The 18,305-nt window shown below is 58.6% G+C and carries 15 protein-coding genes; 11 read left to right on the top strand and 4 right to left on the bottom strand.

Translation table 11 applies throughout. The features are described from left to right. Window positions 1–22 precede the first annotated feature (22 nt). Window positions 23–1,513, bottom strand: a complete 1,491-nt coding sequence (locus HBN79_RS11880; RefSeq protein WP_095001230.1) for a leucyl aminopeptidase — start codon at window positions 1,511–1,513, stop codon at window positions 23–25. 310 nt (window positions 1,514–1,823) lie between these two features. Between HBN79_RS11880 and lptF the strand changes: the two genes are divergently transcribed. The 8 genes from lptF to pdxJ all read left to right on the top strand — a co-directional run bounded on the left by lptF (window position 1,824) and on the right by pdxJ (window position 10,267). Next, window positions 1,824–2,942: an LPS export ABC transporter permease LptF gene (lptF, locus tag HBN79_RS11875; protein WP_095001231.1), complete on the top strand. Its 1,119-nt coding sequence runs from the start codon at window positions 1,824–1,826 to the stop codon at window positions 2,940–2,942. Continuing rightward, a complete protein-coding gene (gene lptG / locus HBN79_RS11870) occupies window positions 2,935–3,996 on the top strand; it encodes an LPS export ABC transporter permease LptG (protein WP_095001232.1) in 1,062 nt (353 codons plus the stop codon). The genes lptF and lptG overlap by 8 nt, the downstream gene beginning before the upstream one ends. A 161-nt stretch (window positions 3,997–4,157) precedes the next feature. Beyond that, window positions 4,158–5,957 (top strand): translation elongation factor 4, encoded by a 1,800-nt coding sequence (gene lepA, locus HBN79_RS11865; RefSeq protein WP_095001233.1) that lies wholly within the window; start codon window positions 4,158–4,160, stop codon window positions 5,955–5,957. 5 nt (window positions 5,958–5,962) lie between these two features. Then, window positions 5,963–6,817 (top strand): signal peptidase I, encoded by an 855-nt coding sequence (gene lepB / locus HBN79_RS11860; protein ID WP_095001234.1) that lies wholly within the window; start codon window positions 5,963–5,965, stop codon window positions 6,815–6,817. Between the two features lie 218 nt (window positions 6,818–7,035). After that, the gene (gene rnc, locus HBN79_RS11855) at window positions 7,036–7,725 is read left to right on the top strand and encodes a ribonuclease III (protein WP_095001235.1); all 690 of its coding nucleotides are present in this window, start codon (window positions 7,036–7,038) and stop codon (window positions 7,723–7,725) included. Beyond that, the gene (era, locus tag HBN79_RS11850; RefSeq protein ID WP_095001236.1) at window positions 7,718–8,620 is read left to right on the top strand and encodes a GTPase Era; all 903 of its coding nucleotides are present in this window, start codon (window positions 7,718–7,720) and stop codon (window positions 8,618–8,620) included. Before rnc ends, era begins: the two co-directional genes overlap by 8 nt. A 162-nt stretch (window positions 8,621–8,782) precedes the next feature. Continuing rightward, window positions 8,783–9,472 (top strand): DNA repair protein RecO, encoded by a 690-nt coding sequence (recO, locus tag HBN79_RS11845; RefSeq protein WP_095001237.1) that lies wholly within the window; start codon window positions 8,783–8,785, stop codon window positions 9,470–9,472. Window positions 9,473–9,523: 51 nt separating this feature from the next. Beyond that, window positions 9,524–10,267, top strand: coding sequence for a pyridoxine 5'-phosphate synthase (pdxJ, locus tag HBN79_RS11840; RefSeq protein ID WP_095001238.1), 744 nt, complete (start codon window positions 9,524–9,526; stop codon window positions 10,265–10,267). 86 nt (window positions 10,268–10,353) lie between these two features. Here pdxJ and mltF read toward each other — a convergent pair whose 3' ends face one another. After that, window positions 10,354–11,811 carry a membrane-bound lytic murein transglycosylase MltF gene (gene mltF / locus HBN79_RS11835; protein WP_095001239.1) on the bottom strand — a complete coding sequence of 486 codons (1,458 nt, stop codon included), beginning with the start codon at window positions 11,809–11,811 and terminating at the stop codon, window positions 10,354–10,356. Window positions 11,812–12,096: 285 nt separating this feature from the next. Here mltF and purL point away from each other — a divergent pair, with 285 nt between their 5' ends. Further along, window positions 12,097–15,993, top strand: a complete 3,897-nt coding sequence (purL, locus tag HBN79_RS11830; protein WP_095023045.1) for a phosphoribosylformylglycinamidine synthase — start codon at window positions 12,097–12,099, stop codon at window positions 15,991–15,993. Between the two features lie 4 nt (window positions 15,994–15,997). Next, window positions 15,998–16,309, top strand: coding sequence for a YqfO family protein (locus tag HBN79_RS11825; RefSeq protein ID WP_095001241.1), 312 nt, complete (start codon window positions 15,998–16,000; stop codon window positions 16,307–16,309). Between the two features lie 72 nt (window positions 16,310–16,381). Here HBN79_RS11825 and HBN79_RS11820 read toward each other — a convergent pair whose 3' ends face one another. Beyond that, complete coding sequence (locus tag HBN79_RS11820; RefSeq protein ID WP_095001242.1) at window positions 16,382–16,948, bottom strand: L,D-transpeptidase family protein; 567 nt, start codon at window positions 16,946–16,948, stop codon at window positions 16,382–16,384. Window positions 16,949–16,983: 35 nt separating this feature from the next. Next, entirely contained in the window at window positions 16,984–17,541 is a 558-nt protein-coding gene (locus tag HBN79_RS11815; RefSeq protein WP_169916743.1) for an NUDIX hydrolase, read from the bottom strand. Between the two features lie 145 nt (window positions 17,542–17,686). On the opposite strand from HBN79_RS11815, the gene HBN79_RS11810 reads away from it, so the two are divergent. Further along, window positions 17,687–18,289 (top strand): CoA pyrophosphatase, encoded by a 603-nt coding sequence (locus HBN79_RS11810; RefSeq protein WP_095001244.1) that lies wholly within the window; start codon window positions 17,687–17,689, stop codon window positions 18,287–18,289. Window positions 18,290–18,305 lie beyond the last annotated feature (16 nt).

Below are 18,305 nucleotides of genomic sequence, written 5' to 3'. Positions count from 1 at the left end.
GCGCAGTCTTCGATTGTCAGCTTCAAGCGTTGGCGCGATCCAGCAGGTACTGGGTCAGCAGGGGCACTGGGCGGCCACTTGCGCCCTTGTCCTTGCCGCCGCTGACCCATGCCGTGCCGGCGATGTCCAGGTGCGCCCAGTTATAGGCCTTGGCAAAACGCGACAGGAAGCAGCCAGCAGTGATGGCGCCGCCTTTAGGCCCGCCAATGTTGGCCATGTCGGCGAACGGGCTGTCCAGTTGTTCCTGGTACTCGTCGAACAGCGGCAGTTGCCATGCACGGTCGTCGGCTTGCTTGCCGGCTTCCAGCAACTGGTTGATCAGGTCGTCGTTGTTGCCCATCAGGCCCGAGGTGTGAGCGCCCAATGCAACCATGCAGGCGCCGGTCAGGGTGGCGATGTCGATCACGGCCTGTGGCTTGAAGCGCTCGGCGTAGGTCAGGGCGTCACACAGCACCAGACGGCCTTCGGCGTCGGTGTTGAGGATTTCGACCGTCTGGCCGCTCATGGTCGTCACGATGTCGCCCGGGCGTGCCGCGCCGCCGCTAGGCATGTTTTCAGCACAGGCCAGAATGCACACCAGGTTGATCGGCAGTTTCAGCTCGAGTACGGCGCGCAGGGTGCCGAACACGCTGGCAGCACCACCCATGTCGTACTTCATTTCATCCATGCCGGCGCCCGGCTTGAGGCTGATGCCGCCGGTGTCGAAGGTGATGCCTTTACCTACCAGTACGTACGGTTTTTCGGATTTTTTGCCACCGGCGTAGTTCATCACGATCAGACGAGGCGGCTGGTCGCTGCCCTGGCCTACAGCGTAGAACGCGCCCATGCCCAGATCCTTGATCTTTTTCTCGTCAAGGATTTCGACTTTCAGGCCTTTGAACTCTTTACCCAGGTCCTTGGCCTGCTCGGCAAGGAAGCTCGGGTGGCAGATGTTCGGCGGCAGGTTGCCCAGGTCGCGGGTGAACGCCATGCCGGCGGCAATTGCCTGGGCGTGGGTCACGGCGCGCTGCACTTCAGCCTGCGCGGCCTTGATGGTCAGCAGGGTGATTTTTTTCAGGGCGCGGGGTTCGGCCTTCTGGCTTTTGAAGCGGTCGAAGGTGTATTCGCCGTCTACGAGGGTTTCGGCCAGCAAGCGGGTCTTGCTGTAGCTGTCGCGGCCCTTGACCACCAATTCGTCCAGTGCGAACACCGCATCGCTACCGCCCAGGCCTTTGAGTACACCCAGTGCGCCGCTGATGATTTTGCGGAACGGGCGATCGCCCAGTTCTTCATCCTTGCCGGTACCCAGCAGCAGCACGCGCTCGGCTTTGAGGTTGGGCAAGCTGTGCAGCAACAGGCTTTGACCGGTTTTGCCGGCCAGGTCGCCGCGCTTGAGGACTGCGCTGATGGCGCCACCGGTGAGTTCGTCGAGGGCTTTGGCGGTTGGGCCGAGCTTGCGGCCTTCGCCGATGGCGACCACCAGAGTGGCCGTTTTCAACGTTTCTGGGCTAACGCTTTTTACAACCAGTTCCATGTCCGGGTCCCTGAGTCAAATGGTCAACATGCGCACAAACAGTTCTGTTTGTTTGCTTATATAGAAGAAGCGCTTCACCTGTGATCAAGGCTGGCGTCAAGGCGGGCAGTTTGAACCCCGTCGGAGGAGCCTGACAACCCCGGTTTAGGGCCAAGTTGCCACTTTCAAGACTGTGCAGTGACAGGGGAGGGCATTCACAGGATAATGCGCCATCTTTTTAGACGGCCCATCTCATCTATGATGAGGTATGTGCCGACTCGTTATGCTGTTTGTTTGGCCGCCTTAGCCTGACGACCCTGGAGTGTCTGGTTTGATCGTCTTCCGTTATCTGTCCCGCGAAGTCCTGCTTACATTGAGCGCTGTCAGTGCTGTGCTGCTGGTCATCATCATGAGCGGTCGCTTCATCAAATATCTGGCCCAGGCCGCCTCGGGCGCCCTGGACCCGGGTTCGTTGTTCCTGATCATGGGCTTTCGCCTGCCGGGCTTCATGCAGCTGATCCTGCCTCTGGGGCTGTTCCTGGGCATTCTTCTCTCTTATGGTCGCTTGTACCTTGAGAGCGAAATGACCGTGCTGTCGGCCACCGGCATGAGTCGTCAGCGGTTGCTGGCCATGACCATGGCACCGGCTGCGCTGGTCGCGCTGATCGTGGCCTGGCTCAGTCTGAGCCTGGCCCCGCAGGGCAACAATGAATTTCAGCTGCTGCTCAACAAGCAGGATGCCCTGACCGAATTCGACACCCTGGAGGCCGGGCGCTTCCAGTCGCTGAGCGACGGTACGCGGGTGACCTACACCGAAGAATTGAGCAATGACCGCAGCCTCTTGTCCGGCGTATTCATTTCGCAGAAGAAACTCGGAGAAGAGGCCAAGGATCGCAGTATTTCCGTGCTGCTGGCCGAGAAGGGTCATCAGGAAGTGCGTCCTGACGGCAGTCGCTGGCTGGTGCTGAACAATGGCTATCGCTATGACGGCAATCCTGGGCAGGCCGATTATCGGGCAATCAAGTACGACACCTATGGTGTGCTGCTGCCCAAGCCGGAAGTCAGCAATGAAGTGACAGACCGCGATGCGATCCCTACCGCAAGCCTTCTCGGCAGCACGGACCCTCGTGTGGTTGCCGAGCTGCATTGGCGGATTGCCTTCCCCGTGCTGGTCTTTATCGTGACCTTGATCGCAGTGCCGTTATCGCGGGTCAATCCGCGTCAGGGGCGCTTCCTCAAGTTGTTGCCGGCGATTCTTCTTTATATGAGCTACCTGAGCATGCTGACCTGGGGCAAGGGGCTTCTTCAGGATGGCAAGACCCCGATGGCGCTGGGCCTGTGGTGGGTGCATGGGCTGTTCCTGATCATTGGCCTGGGGTTGATGTACTGGGAGCCGCTGCGCTTGAAACTGGCAAGTCGCCGTAGTGCCGAGGAGATGGCCCGTGGTTAAGCTCGACCGCTACATTGGTAGCAGTGTGTTGTTGGCGATTCTGGCCGTGTTGGGGATCATCCTCGGGCTGGCCCTGCTGTTTGCCGTGATCGACGAGATGCGCAGTCTCAGCAGCACCTACACCGTTCTGGATGTGTTCAGTTTTGTCATGCTGACTGCGCCCCGACGCCTGTATGAAATGTTGCCGATGGCAGCGTTGATTGGCTGCCTGATCGGTTTGGGCGGCCTGGCCAGCAACAGTGAGCTGACCATCATGCGTGCCGCAGGTGTGTCCCTTGGGCGCATCGTCTGGGCCGTGATGAAGCCGATGCTGGTGCTGATGGTTGCAGGGGTGCTGATTGGCGAATATGTGGTGCCTGCCACGGAAAACATTGCCCAGGCCAACCGCGCGCTGGCCCAGGGCGGTGGCGACTCGCAAAGCTCCAAGCATGGCCTGTGGCACCGCCAGGGTGATGAGTTTATCCATATCAACGCCGTTCAGCCCGATGGCCTGCTTTACGGTGTGACCCGTTATCGCTTCGACAAAGACCATCAGATGCAGTCGGCAAGCTTTGCCAAAAAGGCCCAGTACCACCAGGGCGACTGGCAGTTGAGTGATGTGAGCACCACTCTTTTTCATGGCGACAGCACTGAGGTAGTCAAGGCGCCTGAAGAAAAATGGGACGTGTCGTTGAGCCCGCAACTGCTCAATACCGTGGTCATGGCGCCCGAATCGCTGTCGATTTCCGGGTTGTGGAACTATATCCACTACCTCAAGGATCAGGGCCTGAACAACGGCCGTTACTGGCTGGCTTTTTGGGTCAAGGTGTTGCAGCCGCTGGTGACTGCCGCGCTGGTATTGATGGCCATATCTTTCATCTTCGGCCCGTTGCGCTCTGTTACGCTGGGGCAGCGGGTTTTTACCGGGGTGCTGGTAGGGTTTACCTTCAAGATCGCCCAGGACCTGCTGGGGCCTTTGAGCCTGGTGTTCGGCTTCTCGCCGCTGTTTGCGGTGCTGCTGCCGGCTTCCATTTGTGCCGTGGCCGGTATCTGGCTGTTACGTCGGGCGGGTTGAGTAGCGCTCATTGAGCCAATCAAGAGCCTCTATCTCGCGATAGGGGCTTTTTTGTAGGTGCCCATTGGCCTGTGAACGTGACGCTTGGCGCGATGTTCAGGTACAATTCCCGGCTATTTTTCGGCGGGCAGTCTGCCTGCGACTTTTTTGAGTGTTGACCCGTGAGTGATCTGAGTCATATCCGCAATTTCTCCATCATCGCCCACATTGACCATGGCAAGTCGACGCTGGCCGATCGTTTCATCCAGATGTGCGGTGGCCTGACTGCCCGCGAAATGGAGGCCCAGGTACTGGACTCCATGGACCTCGAGCGTGAGCGCGGGATCACCATCAAGGCCCACAGCGTCACCTTGTATTACACGGCCAAAGACGGTAATACCTACCAGTTGAACTTCATTGATACCCCGGGCCACGTTGACTTCACCTACGAAGTTAGCCGTTCCCTGGCGGCCTGTGAAGGTGCGTTGCTGGTGGTCGATGCGGGGCAGGGTGTAGAAGCCCAGTCCGTAGCCAACTGCTACACCGCGATTGAGCAGGGCCTGGAAGTCATGCCGGTGCTGAACAAGATCGACCTGCCACAGGCTGATCCTGATCGCGTTAAGGAAGAAATCGAAAAAATCATTGGCATCGACGCCACTGATGCCGTGACCTGCAGTGCCAAGACCGGCCTGGGCGTGGACGAGGTGCTTGAGCGCCTGGTACACACCATTCCTGCGCCGACCGGCAATATCGAAGATCCGCTGCAAGCGTTGATCATCGACTCCTGGTTCGACAACTACCTGGGCGTTGTGTCCCTGGTTCGCGTGCGCCACGGCCGCGTGAAAAAGGGCGACAAGATTCTGGTCAAATCCACCGGCAAGATCCACCTGGTGGACAGCGTTGGTGTATTCAACCCGAAACACACCGCCACTGCAGACCTGAAAGCCGGTGAAGTAGGTTTCATCATCGCCGGTATCAAGGACATTCACGGTGCGCCAGTGGGCGATACCCTGACCTTGAGCACGACTCCGGATGTTGATGTACTGCCCGGTTTCAAGCGTATTCAGCCTCAGGTATACGCGGGCCTGTTCCCGGTTAGCTCCGATGACTTCGAAGACTTCCGTGATGCGTTGCAAAAACTGACGCTGAACGACTCTTCGCTGCAATACACGCCAGAAAGCTCTGACGCACTGGGCTTCGGCTTCCGTTGCGGCTTCCTGGGCATGCTGCACATGGAGATCATTCAGGAGCGCCTGGAGCGCGAGTACAACCTGGACCTGATCACCACTGCGCCAACCGTAATTTTCGAACTGCTGCTCAAGACCGGTGAAACGATTTACGTCGATAACCCGTCCAAGCTGCCAGATCTTTCAATGATTGAAGACATGCGCGAGCCAATCGTGCGTGCCAACATTCTTGTGCCTCAGGAGCACCTGGGTAACGTCATTACCCTGTGCATTGAGAAACGTGGCGTGCAGCACGACATGTTGTTCCTGGGTACCCAGGTACAAGTGACCTACGATTTGCCGATGAACGAAGTGGTTCTGGACTTCTTCGACCGTCTCAAATCCACCAGTCGCGGCTATGCTTCGCTTGATTACCACTTCGATCGTTACCAGTCAGCTAATCTGGTCAAGCTCGATGTGCTGATCAACGGTGACAAGGTAGATGCGCTGGCCCTGATCGTGCACAAGGAAAACGCGCACTACAAAGGTCGCCAGTTGACCGAGAAGATGAAAGAACTGATTCCGCGCCAGATGTTCGACGTCGCGATCCAGGCCGCCATTGGCGGGCAGATCATTGCACGGACCTCCGTCAAGGCACTCAGAAAGAACGTACTGGCCAAATGCTACGGTGGTGACGTTAGCCGTAAGCGCAAGCTGTTGGAAAAGCAAAAGGCCGGTAAAAAACGCATGAAGCAAGTGGGCAACGTGGAAATTCCACAAGAAGCCTTCCTTGCAGTGCTCCGTTTGGATAGCTAGGTCCTATGTCACTAAATTTCCCGCTGTTGCTGGTCATTGCTGTTGCCGTGTGCGGTTTGCTGGCGCTGCTCGATTTGGTCTTCCTGGCTCCGCGCCGGCGCAAGGCCATTGCCAACTATCAAGCCAGCGTTACGCCGGTTGATATGCAGGTAGTCGAAAAGCTCAACAAGGAGCCGCTGCTGGTTGAATACGGCAAGTCGTTCTTTCCCGTGTTGTTTATCGTGCTGGTGTTGCGTTCGTTTCTGGTTGAGCCGTTCCAGATTCCGTCCGGCTCGATGAAACCGACCCTGGATGTGGGCGATTTCATTTTGGTGAACAAGTTTTCGTACGGGATCCGCTTGCCGGTACTCGACACGAAAATCATCGAAGTGGGTGATCCGAAGCGGGGCGATGTGATGGTGTTTCGCTACCCAAGCGATCCGACAGTCAACTACATCAAGCGTGTAGTTGGCCTGCCGGGCGACAAGATCCGCTATACCAGCGACAAGCATCTTTATGTCAACGACCAACTGGTTGCCGAGCAACTGGTCAAGGCCGAGCCTGGAACCCTGGGCAGTGCCGAGTTGTACAAAGAGAAGCTGGGCGAAGTCGAGCACATGATCCGCAAGGAAATGAGCCGCTATCGTGCGCCGCCTGACAAGGAGTGGACGGTTCCGGCCGGGCATTACTTCATGATGGGTGACAACCGTGACAATTCGAACGACAGCCGTTACTGGGATGATCCGAACATTCCCAAAGACGAGCTGGGCATGGTTCCCGACAAGAATATTGTCGGCAAGGCCTTCGCTGTTTGGATGAGCTGGCCGGAACCCAAGGCGAGCAACCTGCCGAACTTCTCGCGGGTTGGTCTGATCAAGTAGCCAGAACGGCGCTGTTTATAACAGCGCCGATTGCTTTTCAGGTGTGCGAAACAAGTCGCGCGCCTGAGTATTCAGGATGTGGATTTGAACAAAGCGTTAAGTGTGACGGCGGCGAACAGCCTGTTCCCTGTCCATTTGCTATGCGATAAACGAGCATCACTGATCCCTAATATCGGTCCGGTGGTGACATTCGGCCACGAACTCAGCGTGGGTAAATCGTGAGTTTTTCTTTAGAACGTTTAGAGCGTCAGCTCGGCTACACCTTCAAAGACCAGGAACTGATGGTTCTGGCCCTGACACACCGCAGTTTCGCGGGGCGCAATAACGAGCGCCTTGAGTTCCTGGGGGATGCCATTCTCAATTTTGTTGCCGGCGAAGCCTTGTTTGACCGTTTCCCGCTGGCGCGCGAAGGCCAGTTGTCACGCTTGCGTGCGCGGCTGGTAAAGGGTGAGACCCTGGCAGTACTGGCCCGCGGCTTTGAGCTGGGCGAGTACCTGCGCCTGGGTTCCGGTGAACTGAAAAGCGGCGGATTTCGCCGTGAATCGATCCTGGCCGATGCCCTTGAGGCGCTGATCGGTGCCATTTACCTGGACGCCGGCATGGATGTCGCTCGCGACCGCGTACTGGCCTGGCTGGCCAGCGAGTTCGAGACGCTGACCCTGGTCGACACCAACAAAGATCCAAAGACCCGCCTGCAAGAGTTCTTGCAGTCGCGTGCCTGCGACCTGCCACGTTACGAAGTGGTGGATATCCAGGGCGAACCGCATTGCCGCACCTTCTTTGTCGAGTGCGAGATTGCCTTATTGAATGAAAAAAGCCGGGGACAGGGCGTGAGCCGTCGTATTGCCGAACAGGTAGCGGCCGCCGCAGCACTGATTGCCCTTGGCGTGGAGAATGGTCATGACTGATTCAACCGCAACTCGCTGTGGCTACGTTGCCATTGTTGGTCGTCCAAACGTGGGTAAATCCACACTGCTGAACCATATCCTGGGTCAAAAGCTGGCGATCACCTCGCGCAAGCCTCAGACCACCCGCCACAACATGCTGGGCATCAAGACCGAAGGCAACGTGCAAGCGGTCTACGTGGATACCCCGGGCATGCACAAGGGCGGCGAAAAGGCCCTGAACCGCTACATGAACAAAACCGCTTCGGCTGCGTTGAAAGACGTCGATGTGGTGATCTTCGTTGTTGACCGCACCAAGTGGACCGACGAAGACCAGATGGTGCTGGAGCGCGTGCAGTACGTAACCGGCCCGCTGATCGTGGCGTTGAACAAGACCGACCGTATCGAAGACAAGGCCGAGCTGATGCCGCACCTGAGCTGGCTTCAGGAGCAACTGCCGAACGCCCAGATCATCCCGATCTCGGCTCAGCACGGGCACAACCTTGAAGCCCTTGAGCGCGTGATTGCCGATCACCTGCCGGAAAACGAGCACTTCTTCCCGGAAGACCAGATCACCGATCGCAGCAGCCGCTTCCTGGCCGCCGAACTGGTACGTGAAAAGATCATGCGCCAGATGGGGGCCGAGCTGCCGTACCAGATCACCGTCGAGATCGAAGAGTTCAAGCAGCAGGGCAAAACCCTGCATATCCATGCCTTGATTCTGGTTGAGCGTGATGGTCAGAAAAAAATCATCATTGGCGACAAGGGCGAGCGTATCAAGCGTATCGGTACCGAAGCGCGCAAGGATATGGAGCTGCTGTTCGACTCCAAGATCATGCTTAACCTTTGGGTTAAAGTGAAAGGTGGCTGGTCCGACGACGAGCGCGCCCTGCGTTCGCTGGGCTACGGCGACCTGTAAGCACAGCATTACACCCCCCCTGTGGGAGCGGGCTTGCTCGCGATAGCATCAACTCGGAACTTCAGACAGGCCGAGTTGCTGCTATCGCGAGCAAGCCCGCTCCCACATTAGTTTTATGCTGTTCTTCCTGGCAGTGTTTGCCTTTTGAGATAGCTGACTTCCATGTCCAGTAAACCCCCGGCCCCCCAACTCGCCTACGTCCTGCACAGTCGCCCCTATCGTGAAACCAGTGCCCTGGTGGATTTCATCACGCCTCAAGGGCGCCTGCGGGCCGTGCTGCGCAGTGCGCGGGGCAAGGCGGGGACGCTGGCCCGGCCTTTTGTGCCGCTGGAAATCGAATTTCGCGGCCGTGGCGAGCTGAAAAACGTCGGACGCATGGAGAGTGCCGGGATTGCCACCTGGCTCAATGGCGAAGCGCTGTTCAGCGGCCTCTATCTCAATGAGCTGCTGATCAGGCTGTTGCCAGCCGAAGACCCGCATCCGGCGGTCTTCGACCACTATGCCGCGACGCTGGTGGCGCTTGCGCAAGGGCGCGCGCTCGAGCCTCTGCTGCGAGCGTTCGAATGGCGCCTGCTGGACGATCTGGGCTATGGCTTTTCGTTGACCCGGGACATTCAAGGCGAACCGGTGGCCAGCGATGGCATGTACCGTTTGCAGGTAGATGCCGGGCTTGAGCGGATTTATCTGGTGCAGCCCGGTCTGTTTCATGGCACCGAACTGCACGCAATGGCCGAGGCTGACTGGACCGTGCCCGGAGCCTTGTCCGCCGCCAAGCGCCTGATGCGTCAGGCATTGGCCGTGCATTTGGCTGGTAAACCGCTGGCCAGTCGTGAGTTGTTTCGCAAGCCCTGAATAGACCGGTATGCTGTGCGCCGAATCGTCAACTCTTCAGGAGAGCCCCCCGTGACCCAAAGCAATCGCATTCTTCTCGGCGTGAACATCGACCACGTAGCCACGCTGCGTCAGGCTCGCGGCACCCGTTACCCTGATCCGGTCAAGGCAGCGCTGGATGCAGAAGAGGCGGGCGCCGACGGCATTACCGTGCACTTGCGCGAAGATCGTCGACATATCCAGGAACGCGATGTGTTGCTGCTCAAGGATGTCCTGCAAACGCGCATGAACTTCGAAATGGGCGTTACCGAAGAGATGATGCTGTTTGCCGAGCGCATTCGCCCGGCGCATATCTGCCTGGTGCCTGAAACCCGTCAGGAACTGACCACCGAAGGCGGTCTGGATGTTGCCGGGCAGGAAGCGCGGATCAAGGCAGCTGTCGAGCGGCTGAGCAAGATTGGCTGTGAAGTGTCGCTGTTTATTGACGCCGATGAGCGTCAGATCGAAGCGTCCAGGCGCGTAGGCGCACCGGCAATCGAACTGCACACCGGACGCTATGCCGATGCCCAGACCCCGACCGAAGTCGCCGAAGAGTTGCAGCGTGTCGCCGATGGCGTTGCGTTTGGCCTGGCTCAAGGGCTGATCGTCAATGCCGGCCACGGTCTGCATTACCACAACGTGGAAGCGGTAGCCGCGATCAAGGGCATCAATGAATTGAACATTGGCCATGCGCTGGTGGCGCATGCATTGTTCGTGGGCTTCAAGTCGGCAGTGGCTGAAATGAAAGCGCTGATTGTGGCTGCGGCCAAGGTTTAAAAACGGCTACGGGATCATTCAATTGTGGGAGCGAGCCTGCTCGCGAAGCTCATTCGCGAGCAGGCTCGCTCCCACGGAATTGTGTTCTACAACTGCGGCTCTTCTTTGGGCTTGGTCTTGTCGATGCCGGGGATATGCAGCTTGCTGTCGGCCGCCTGATCACCTTCGAGCTGTGGCTGCGTGGCCCAGGTCAAGATGTCGTAGTAACGACGGATGTTGGCCACAAAATGTACTGGCTCGCCGCCACGGGCGTAGCCATAGCGGGTTTTGCTGTACCACTGCTTCTGCGCAAGGCGAGGCAGCATTTTCTTTACATCAAGCCACTTGTTCGGGTTCAGGCCTTCTTTCTTGGCCAGCTTGCGTGCGTCTTCCAGATGACCGCCACCCACGTTGTAGGCAGCCAGTGCGAACCAGGTCCGATCCGGTTCCTGAATATCATCGTCCAGCTCGCTCTTGATCAATGCGAGGTATTTGGCGCCGCCCATGATGCTTTGCTTGGCATCCAGGCGGTTGGACACGCCCATCGCTTGAGCCGTGTTCTGGGTCAGCATCATCAGGCCGCGGACACCTGTTTTTGAGGTGACGGCGGGTTGCCATAAAGATTCCTGATAACCCATGGCTGCCAGCAGGCGCCAGTCGATCTGTTCTTTTTTGGCCGCTTCCTTGAAGAACTTTTCGTACTTGGGCAAGCGCTGTTGCAGGTGCTGGGCGAAGGTGTACGCGCCAACGTAGCCAAGGACATCGACATGCCCGTAGTAGCGGTCTTTAAGGCGTTGCAGGGTGCCGTTCTTTTCGACCTTGTCCAGATAGGCGTTGATCTCGTTGAGCAGGCTGTTGTCTTCACCGGCCGCCACTGCCCAGCGCTGGCTGCGTGCATCGCCCAGGTCAAAGGCGACGCGCACGTTGGGGAAGTACACCTGGTTCATCGCCACTTCGTTGGAGTCGACCAGCGTGAGGTCGATCTGGCCTTCATCGACCATGCGCAGCAAATCGACGACTTCGACCGCGTCGGATTCGTCGTACTCGATTCCGGGATACTGTTTTTTCAGTTCGGCCAGTTGCTCTGCGTGGGAGCTGCCTTTAAGGACCGTGATGCGCTTGCCGGCCAGATCTGCAGCAGAGGTGGGGCGGGACTGGCCGTTGCGGTAGATGATCTGTGGTGTGACTTCGAGGTACGGGTGGGAAAATCTGGCTTGTTGCAGGCGTTTCTCGCTGCTGACCAGTCCGGCAGCAGCCAGAACCGGGCCGTCAGGCTGGCCCAGTTGATTGAACAGTTCGTCCAGGTTGTCCGCGGTCTCGATTTTGAGCTCAACCCCAAGATCGTCGGCAAAACGCTTCACCAGCTCGTATTCAAAGCCGGTTTCACCATTGCGATCCTCAAAGTAGGTCGCAGGGCTGTTGCGGGTAATCACCCGCAGTACCCCATCCTCCTTTACGCGCTCCAGGGTGCTGGGTTTTTCAACGCAGGCACTGAGCATCAGGAAGAGTCCGGTTGCGAGCAGCCATTTGGCGCAGCGCGGGCGGATATCAGTTAGAGAAAACATCCGCGCAGTATACGCAAAGCAGCACGGGTGCCATATCTCGACAATTTCCAGTCATTCTGATATTGACCGCGAAAATCGCTCAAACCCTTGTAAAATGGGGGGTAGAGCTCTGTTTAAAGATCATAATCGAGCATCCGTTAAGCGGCTGATAGCTATAAAGAATAAGGCTTTGGTCGATTCGCGACGTCTGGTGCGCTTCAGGTGTGCCGTTTCGGGTGCCGTGGCGAACGGTTTAGGCTAGAATGCCCGGCCTCAAAGCATACCCCTCCCGAGGCTGTCCCGAAGATGTTGATCCTGCGCGGCGCTCCTGCCCTTTCTGCCTTTCGCCACAGCAAACTCCTTGCACAACTGAGCCTCAAGGTTCCGTCTGTCACTGGTTTGTATGCTGAATTCGCCCACTTTGCCGATACCACCGGTGAGCTGACCAGCGATGAACAGCAGGTACTGGCTCGTCTCCTGAAGTACGGCCCAAGCGTGCCGGTCCAAGAGCCGAGCGGCCGACTGTTCCTGGTGTTGCCGCGGTTTGGCACCATCTCTCCCTGGTCGAGCAAGGCCAGCGACATTGCCCGTAACTGTGGCCTGGCTAAAATCCAGCGCCTGGAACGCGGCATTGCATTCTATGTAGCTGGCCAGTTCAGCGATGCGGATGCCGAACTGATCGGCGCTGTATTGCATGACCGCATGACGCAAATCGTGCTGGGCGCTCTGGAGCAGGCTGCAGGCTTGTTCAGCCACGCCGAGCCAAAGCCGCTGACCGCGATTGACGTACTGGGTGGCGGTCGTGCCGCGCTGGAAAAAGCCAACGTCGAGCTGGGCCTTGCCCTGGCCGAAGACGAAATCGATTATCTGGTCAATGCCTTCAACGGTCTGGGCCGCAACCCGCACGACATCGAATTGATGATGTTTGCCCAGGCCAACTCCGAACATTGCCGCCACAAGATCTTCAACGCCAGCTGGGACATCGACGGCCAAAGCCAGGACAAGAGCCTGTTTGGCATGATCAAGAACACCTACGTGATGCACAGCGAAGGCGTTCTGTCTGCTTATAAAGACAACGCGTCGGTTATCGTCGGCAGTGTTGCCGGGCGTTTCTTCCCAGATCCTGAAACCCGCCAGTACGGTGCGGTGCAGGAGCCAGTGCACATCCTGATGAAGGTAGAGACCCACAACCACCCGACCGCCATTGCCCCGTTCCCGGGTGCAGCGACAGGCTCCGGTGGTGAGATCCGTGACGAAGGTGCAACCGGTCGTGGTGCCAAGCCAAAGGCCGGCCTGACCGGTTTCACCGTGTCCAACCTGCAGATCCCGGGCTTTGTACAACCGTGGGAAGTGCCGTACGGCAAGCCTGAGCGCATTGTTACCGCGCTGGACATCATGATCGAAGGCCCGCTGGGCGGTGCTGCATTCAACAATGAATTCGGTCGTCCTGCCCTGACCGGTTACTTCCGTACGTTCGAGCAGTCCATCACCACCCCCCGTGGCGAAGAAGTGCGTGGTTACCACAAGCCGATCATGTTGGCCGGCGGCATGGGCAACATCCGCGCCGAACACGTGCAGAAAGCCGAAATCACCGTGGGCTCCAAGCTCATCGTGCTGGGCGGTCCGGCCATGCTGATCGGCCTGGGTGGCGGTGCAGCATCCTCTATGGCCACCGGCGCAAGCTCGGCTGACCTGGACTTCGCTTCGGTACAGCGCGAAAACCCGGAAATGGAGCGTCGTTGCCAGGAAGTGATCGACCGCTGCTGGCAGCTGGGTGACAAGAACCCGATCAGCTTTATCCACGATGTGGGTGCTGGCGGTTTGTCCAACGCATTCCCTGAGCTGGTGAACGACGGCGACCGTGGTGGCCGTTTCGAACTGCGCAACATTCCAAACGACGAGCCGGGCATGGCCCCGCACGAAATCTGGAGCAACGAATCCCAGGAACGTTATGTTCTGGCGGTGGGCGTCGAAGATTTCGAGCGCTTCCAGGCGATCTGCGAACGCGAGCGTTGCCCGTTTGCCGTCGTCGGTGAAGCCACTGCCGAGCCGCAACTGACCGTGACCGACAGCCACTTCGGCAACAACCCGGTGGACATGCCACTGGAAGTGTTGCTGGGCAAGGCGCCGCGCATGCACCGTTCGGCTGTTCGCGAAGAAGAGTTGGGCGATGATTTCGACCCAGCACAACTGAGCATCGGCGAGTGCGTCGAGCGCGTTCTGCATCACCCGGCCGTTGCCAGCAAAAGCTTCCTGATCACCATCGGCGACCGCACCATCACCGGTCTGGTTGCCCGCGACCAGATGGTCGGGCCGTGGCAGGTTCCTGTGGCTGACGTTGCTGTCACCGCAACCAGCTTCGACGTCTACACCGGTGAAGCCATGGCCATGGGCGAGCGTACGCCGCTGGCACTGCTGGATGCTCCGGCATCGGGCCGCATGGCAATTGGTGAGACCCTGACCAATATCGCGGCTTCGCGCATTGGCAAGATCAGCGATATCAAGCTGTCAGCCAACTGGATGTCCGCTGCAGGCCACCCGGGTGAAGACGCCCGCTTGTACGACACCGTCAAGGCTGTCGGCATGGAGCTGTGCCCTGAGCTGGGCATCACCATTCCGGTGGGCAAGGACTCGATGTCGATGCAAACCCGCTGGAGCGAAGAGGGCACGGACAAAACCGTGACCTCGCCGCTGTCGCTGGTTGTGACCGGTTTTGCCCCGGTGCTCGACGTTCGCCAGACCCTGACCCCGGTACTGCGCATGGACAAAGGCCTGACCGATCTGATCCTGATCGACCTGGGCCGTGGCCAGAACCGCATGGGCGCCTCGATCCTGGCCCAGACCTACGGCAAGCTGGGCAAGCAGGCCCCTGACGTTGATGACGCAGAAGACCTCAAGGCTTTCTTCGCGGTGATCCAGGGCCTGAATGCCGATGGTCACCTGCTGGCTTACCATGACCGTTCCGACGGTGGTTTGCTGACCAGCGTGATGGAAATGGCCTTTGCCGGCCACTGCGGTCTGAACCTGACCCTGGATTGCCTCGCAGACAGCGCCAGCCAGCTCCCGGCCATCCTGTTCAACGAAGAACTGGGCGCCGTAATTCAGGTGCGTCAGGACGCGACTGCTGATGTGCTTGCACAGTTCAGCGCTGCAGGCCTGGGCGAGTGTGTCGACGTGATCGGCCAGCCGCTGAACAACAGCGAAGTCACCATCACCTTCAACGGTGAAAAAGTGTTTGTCGGTCAGCGTGGCGAGTTGCAGCGCCAGTGGGCTGAAACCAGCTTCCAGATCCAGCGTATGCGTGACAACGCGGACTGCGCACAGCAAGAGTTCGACGTGCTGCTCGAAGAAGACAACCCGGGCCTGACTGCCCAGTTGAGCTTTGACGTCAACGCCAATATCAGCGCGCCGTACATCAAGAAAGGCATTCGTCCGCAAGTGGCTGTCCTGCGTGAGCAGGGCGTCAACGGTCAGGTTGAAATGGCCGCGGCGTTTGACCGTGCCGGTTTCAATGCAATCGACGTACACATGAGCGATATTCTGGCCGGCCGTGTCGACCTGAACGAGTTCAAAGGTCTGGTTGCCTGCGGTGGTTTCTCCTACGGCGACGTACTGGGTGCCGGTGAAGGCTGGGCCAAGTCGGCGCTGTTCAATGCCCGTGCCCGCGATGCGTTCCAGAGCTTCTTCGAGCGCACTGACAGCTTCTCCCTGGGTGTGTGCAACGGTTGCCAGATGATGTCCAACCTGAGCGAACTGATCCCTGGCAGCGAGCTGTGGCCACACTTTGTGCGCAACCGTTCCGAGCAGTTCGAAGCCCGTGTGGCGATGGTTCAGGTTCAGGAGTCGAACTCGATCTTCCTGCAGGGCATGGCCGGTTCGCGCATGCCGATCGCCATTGCTCATGGTGAAGGTCATGCCGAGTTCGCCAGCGAAGAAGCCATGCTGCAAGCGGACCTGTCCGGTTCGGTGGCGCTGCGCTTCGTCGACAACCACGGCAAGGTCACGGAAAACTACCCGGCCAACCCTAACGGCTCGCCGCGCGGGATTACCGGCCTGACCAGCCGTGACGGCCGTGTGACCATCATGATGCCGCACCCGGAACGGGTATTCCGCGCCGTGCAGAACTCGTGGCGCCCGGAAGAGTGGAACGAAGATGCGCCGTGGTTGCGCATGTTCCGTAACGCTCGTGTGTGGGTAGATTAAGAGCATGTACAAGCTCAGCTTTTTCGTTCCTCCGAGCCATGTGGACGTGGTCAAGGATGCCGTATTCGCTGCCGGTGGCGGACGGATCGGCAGCTATGACCACTGCGCCTGGCAGACCATGGGCCAGGGCCAGTTTCGCGCGCTGGACGGCAGCCAGCCGTTCATCGGGCAAACTGGTCAGGTCGAGTATGTGGGGGAGTGGAAGGTTGAGCTGGTCGTCGCCGATGATCTGATTCAGGCCGTGGTGGCTGCGCTCAAGCACAGCCACCCGTATGAAACCCCGGCGTACGAAGTGTGGCAACTGGCTGATTTCTAGCCACAAGTCATATAAAAAACCCGCTGAACCGGTACCGGTCAGCGGGTTTTTTGTTGCTCGTATGACAGCTGGCTACGGGCGGATTTCAACCATGGTGCCGTCTGGAACGAGGTTCCAGACTTCACGCATTTCGTGGTTTTTCATCGCGATGCAGCCATCGGTCCAGTCCAGGGTATGGAACAGTTCCTCGGGGTTGTCTTCGCTGTCCGGAGTGCCGTGGATCATGATCATCGAGCCCGGGTTCAGGCCTTCACGCCGGGCCGTGGCAGCGTCGCTGATGTTGGGGTAGTTGATGTGCATCGCCAAGTTGAACTTGTCGCTTTTTTTGCGCCAGTCGACCCAGTAGATGCCCTCGGGAGTGCGTTTGTCCCCTTCGCGTACTTTTGGGCCCTTGGGTTGTTTGCCCAGGGAGATGCGGTAGGTCTTGACCGGTTTGCCGTTGCTGATCAGCTCCAGCTTGCGGGCAGACTTGATGACCAGCACCTTGTCGATATTCTGCCCGGGACGTACCGGAAGCGACGAAGGGGCGGGTTTCAGGACCTGGTTTTTATCAACGGGTTTGCCGTTTACGGTTATGACAACAGAGGCCTGGCAGGTAACGGCAAATGACAGGCATAGAGCAGCGAGCAACCAACGCATTAGAGGAACATTCCTGAGTTACAAGGCAAGCAGCATTATTTTGGGGCGGTCTTCAGGCTGGCCAGCGGTGCTACAGCCTCGCTGCGTACGGGGTAGTGAGCGCCCGGGCGGTCAGCGAAAAAGCATTCTAAGGTACGGCTGACCGTGCGGAAAGCCAGCTCTGACCAAGGGATGTCGACTTCTTCGAACAGGCGCACTTCCAGGCTCTCTTCACCGGCTGCGAAGTTCGGGCCCAGCAGGTCGGCGCGGTAGAAAATATGCACCTGATTGATATGCGGCACATCGATCAGGGTGTAGATGGCCAGGTTCTCAACCACGGCACAGGCTTCCTCCAGGGTTTCGCGTCGGGCCGCGTTTTCAACCGTCTCGCCGTTCTCCATAAAGCCTGCGGGCAGTGTCCAGTAGCCTTTGCGCGGTTCGATGGCGCGACGGCACAGCAGCACTTGTGTGCCCCACACGGGCACGCAACCGGCGACAATATTGGGGTTTTGATAATGAATGGTCTGGCAGTGGTCGCAGACATAGCGCAGGCGCGAATCGCCTTGCGGGATATGCTGGCTGACGGAATGGCCGCACTGGCTACAAAATTTCATGCTGTGGTCTCTGGCTCGTTGTCTATCTTGGGGGCTGAGGTGGGCTCGCGGCAAGTGTGGTCTGGCGGGCTGCGACACTGTAGGACTTGGGTGCCCGGTGCGATTTGGTGCATGATGCCCGATAAGTGCCGGATCGAGATGACCTATGCTGGACGAGCTGCTTGGCCGTGTGAGCCGCTATACCCCACGGACGCTGGAAACAGAACGGAATTACCCGGAAGCTGCGGTGTTGTTGCCGGTCACACGCAGTTCTGAGCCTGAGCTGATTCTCACCCTGCGTGCCAGCGGGTTGTCGACCCACGGTGGTGAAGTGGCTTTTCCGGGCGGTCGCCGCGACCCGGAAGACCCCGACCTGGTGTTCACCGCCCTGCGTGAGGCCGAAGAAGAAATCGGCTTGCCGCCGGGGCTGGTCGAGGTGATCGGGCCGCTGAGCCCCTTGATCTCGTTACACGGTATTCGCGTAACGCCTTATGTCGGTCTGGTCCCGGATTACGTTGAGTATCTGGCCAATGACGCCGAAATCGCTGCGGTATTCAGCGTGCCGCTGGAGTTCTTCCGCCAGGACCCGCGTGAGCACACTCATCGCATCGACTACCAGGGCCGTAGCTGGTACGTGCCGAGCTACCGTTTTGGCGTGTATAAAATCTGGGGACTGACGGCAATCATGATCGTGGAGCTGATGAACCTGCTCTATGACGACGTCAATATCAACCTGCATACCCCGCCTGAACGTTCCATTCCAATTTAGAGCCGTCAGCAGACGG

It is taken from the genome of Pseudomonas sp. WS 5051 (assembly GCF_012985715.1).
GTDB lineage: Bacteria > Pseudomonadota > Gammaproteobacteria > Pseudomonadales > Pseudomonadaceae > Aquipseudomonas > Aquipseudomonas bubulae.
Note: the sequence above shows the minus strand (reverse complement) of the source record. Positions and strands in the feature narration are given on the sequence as shown.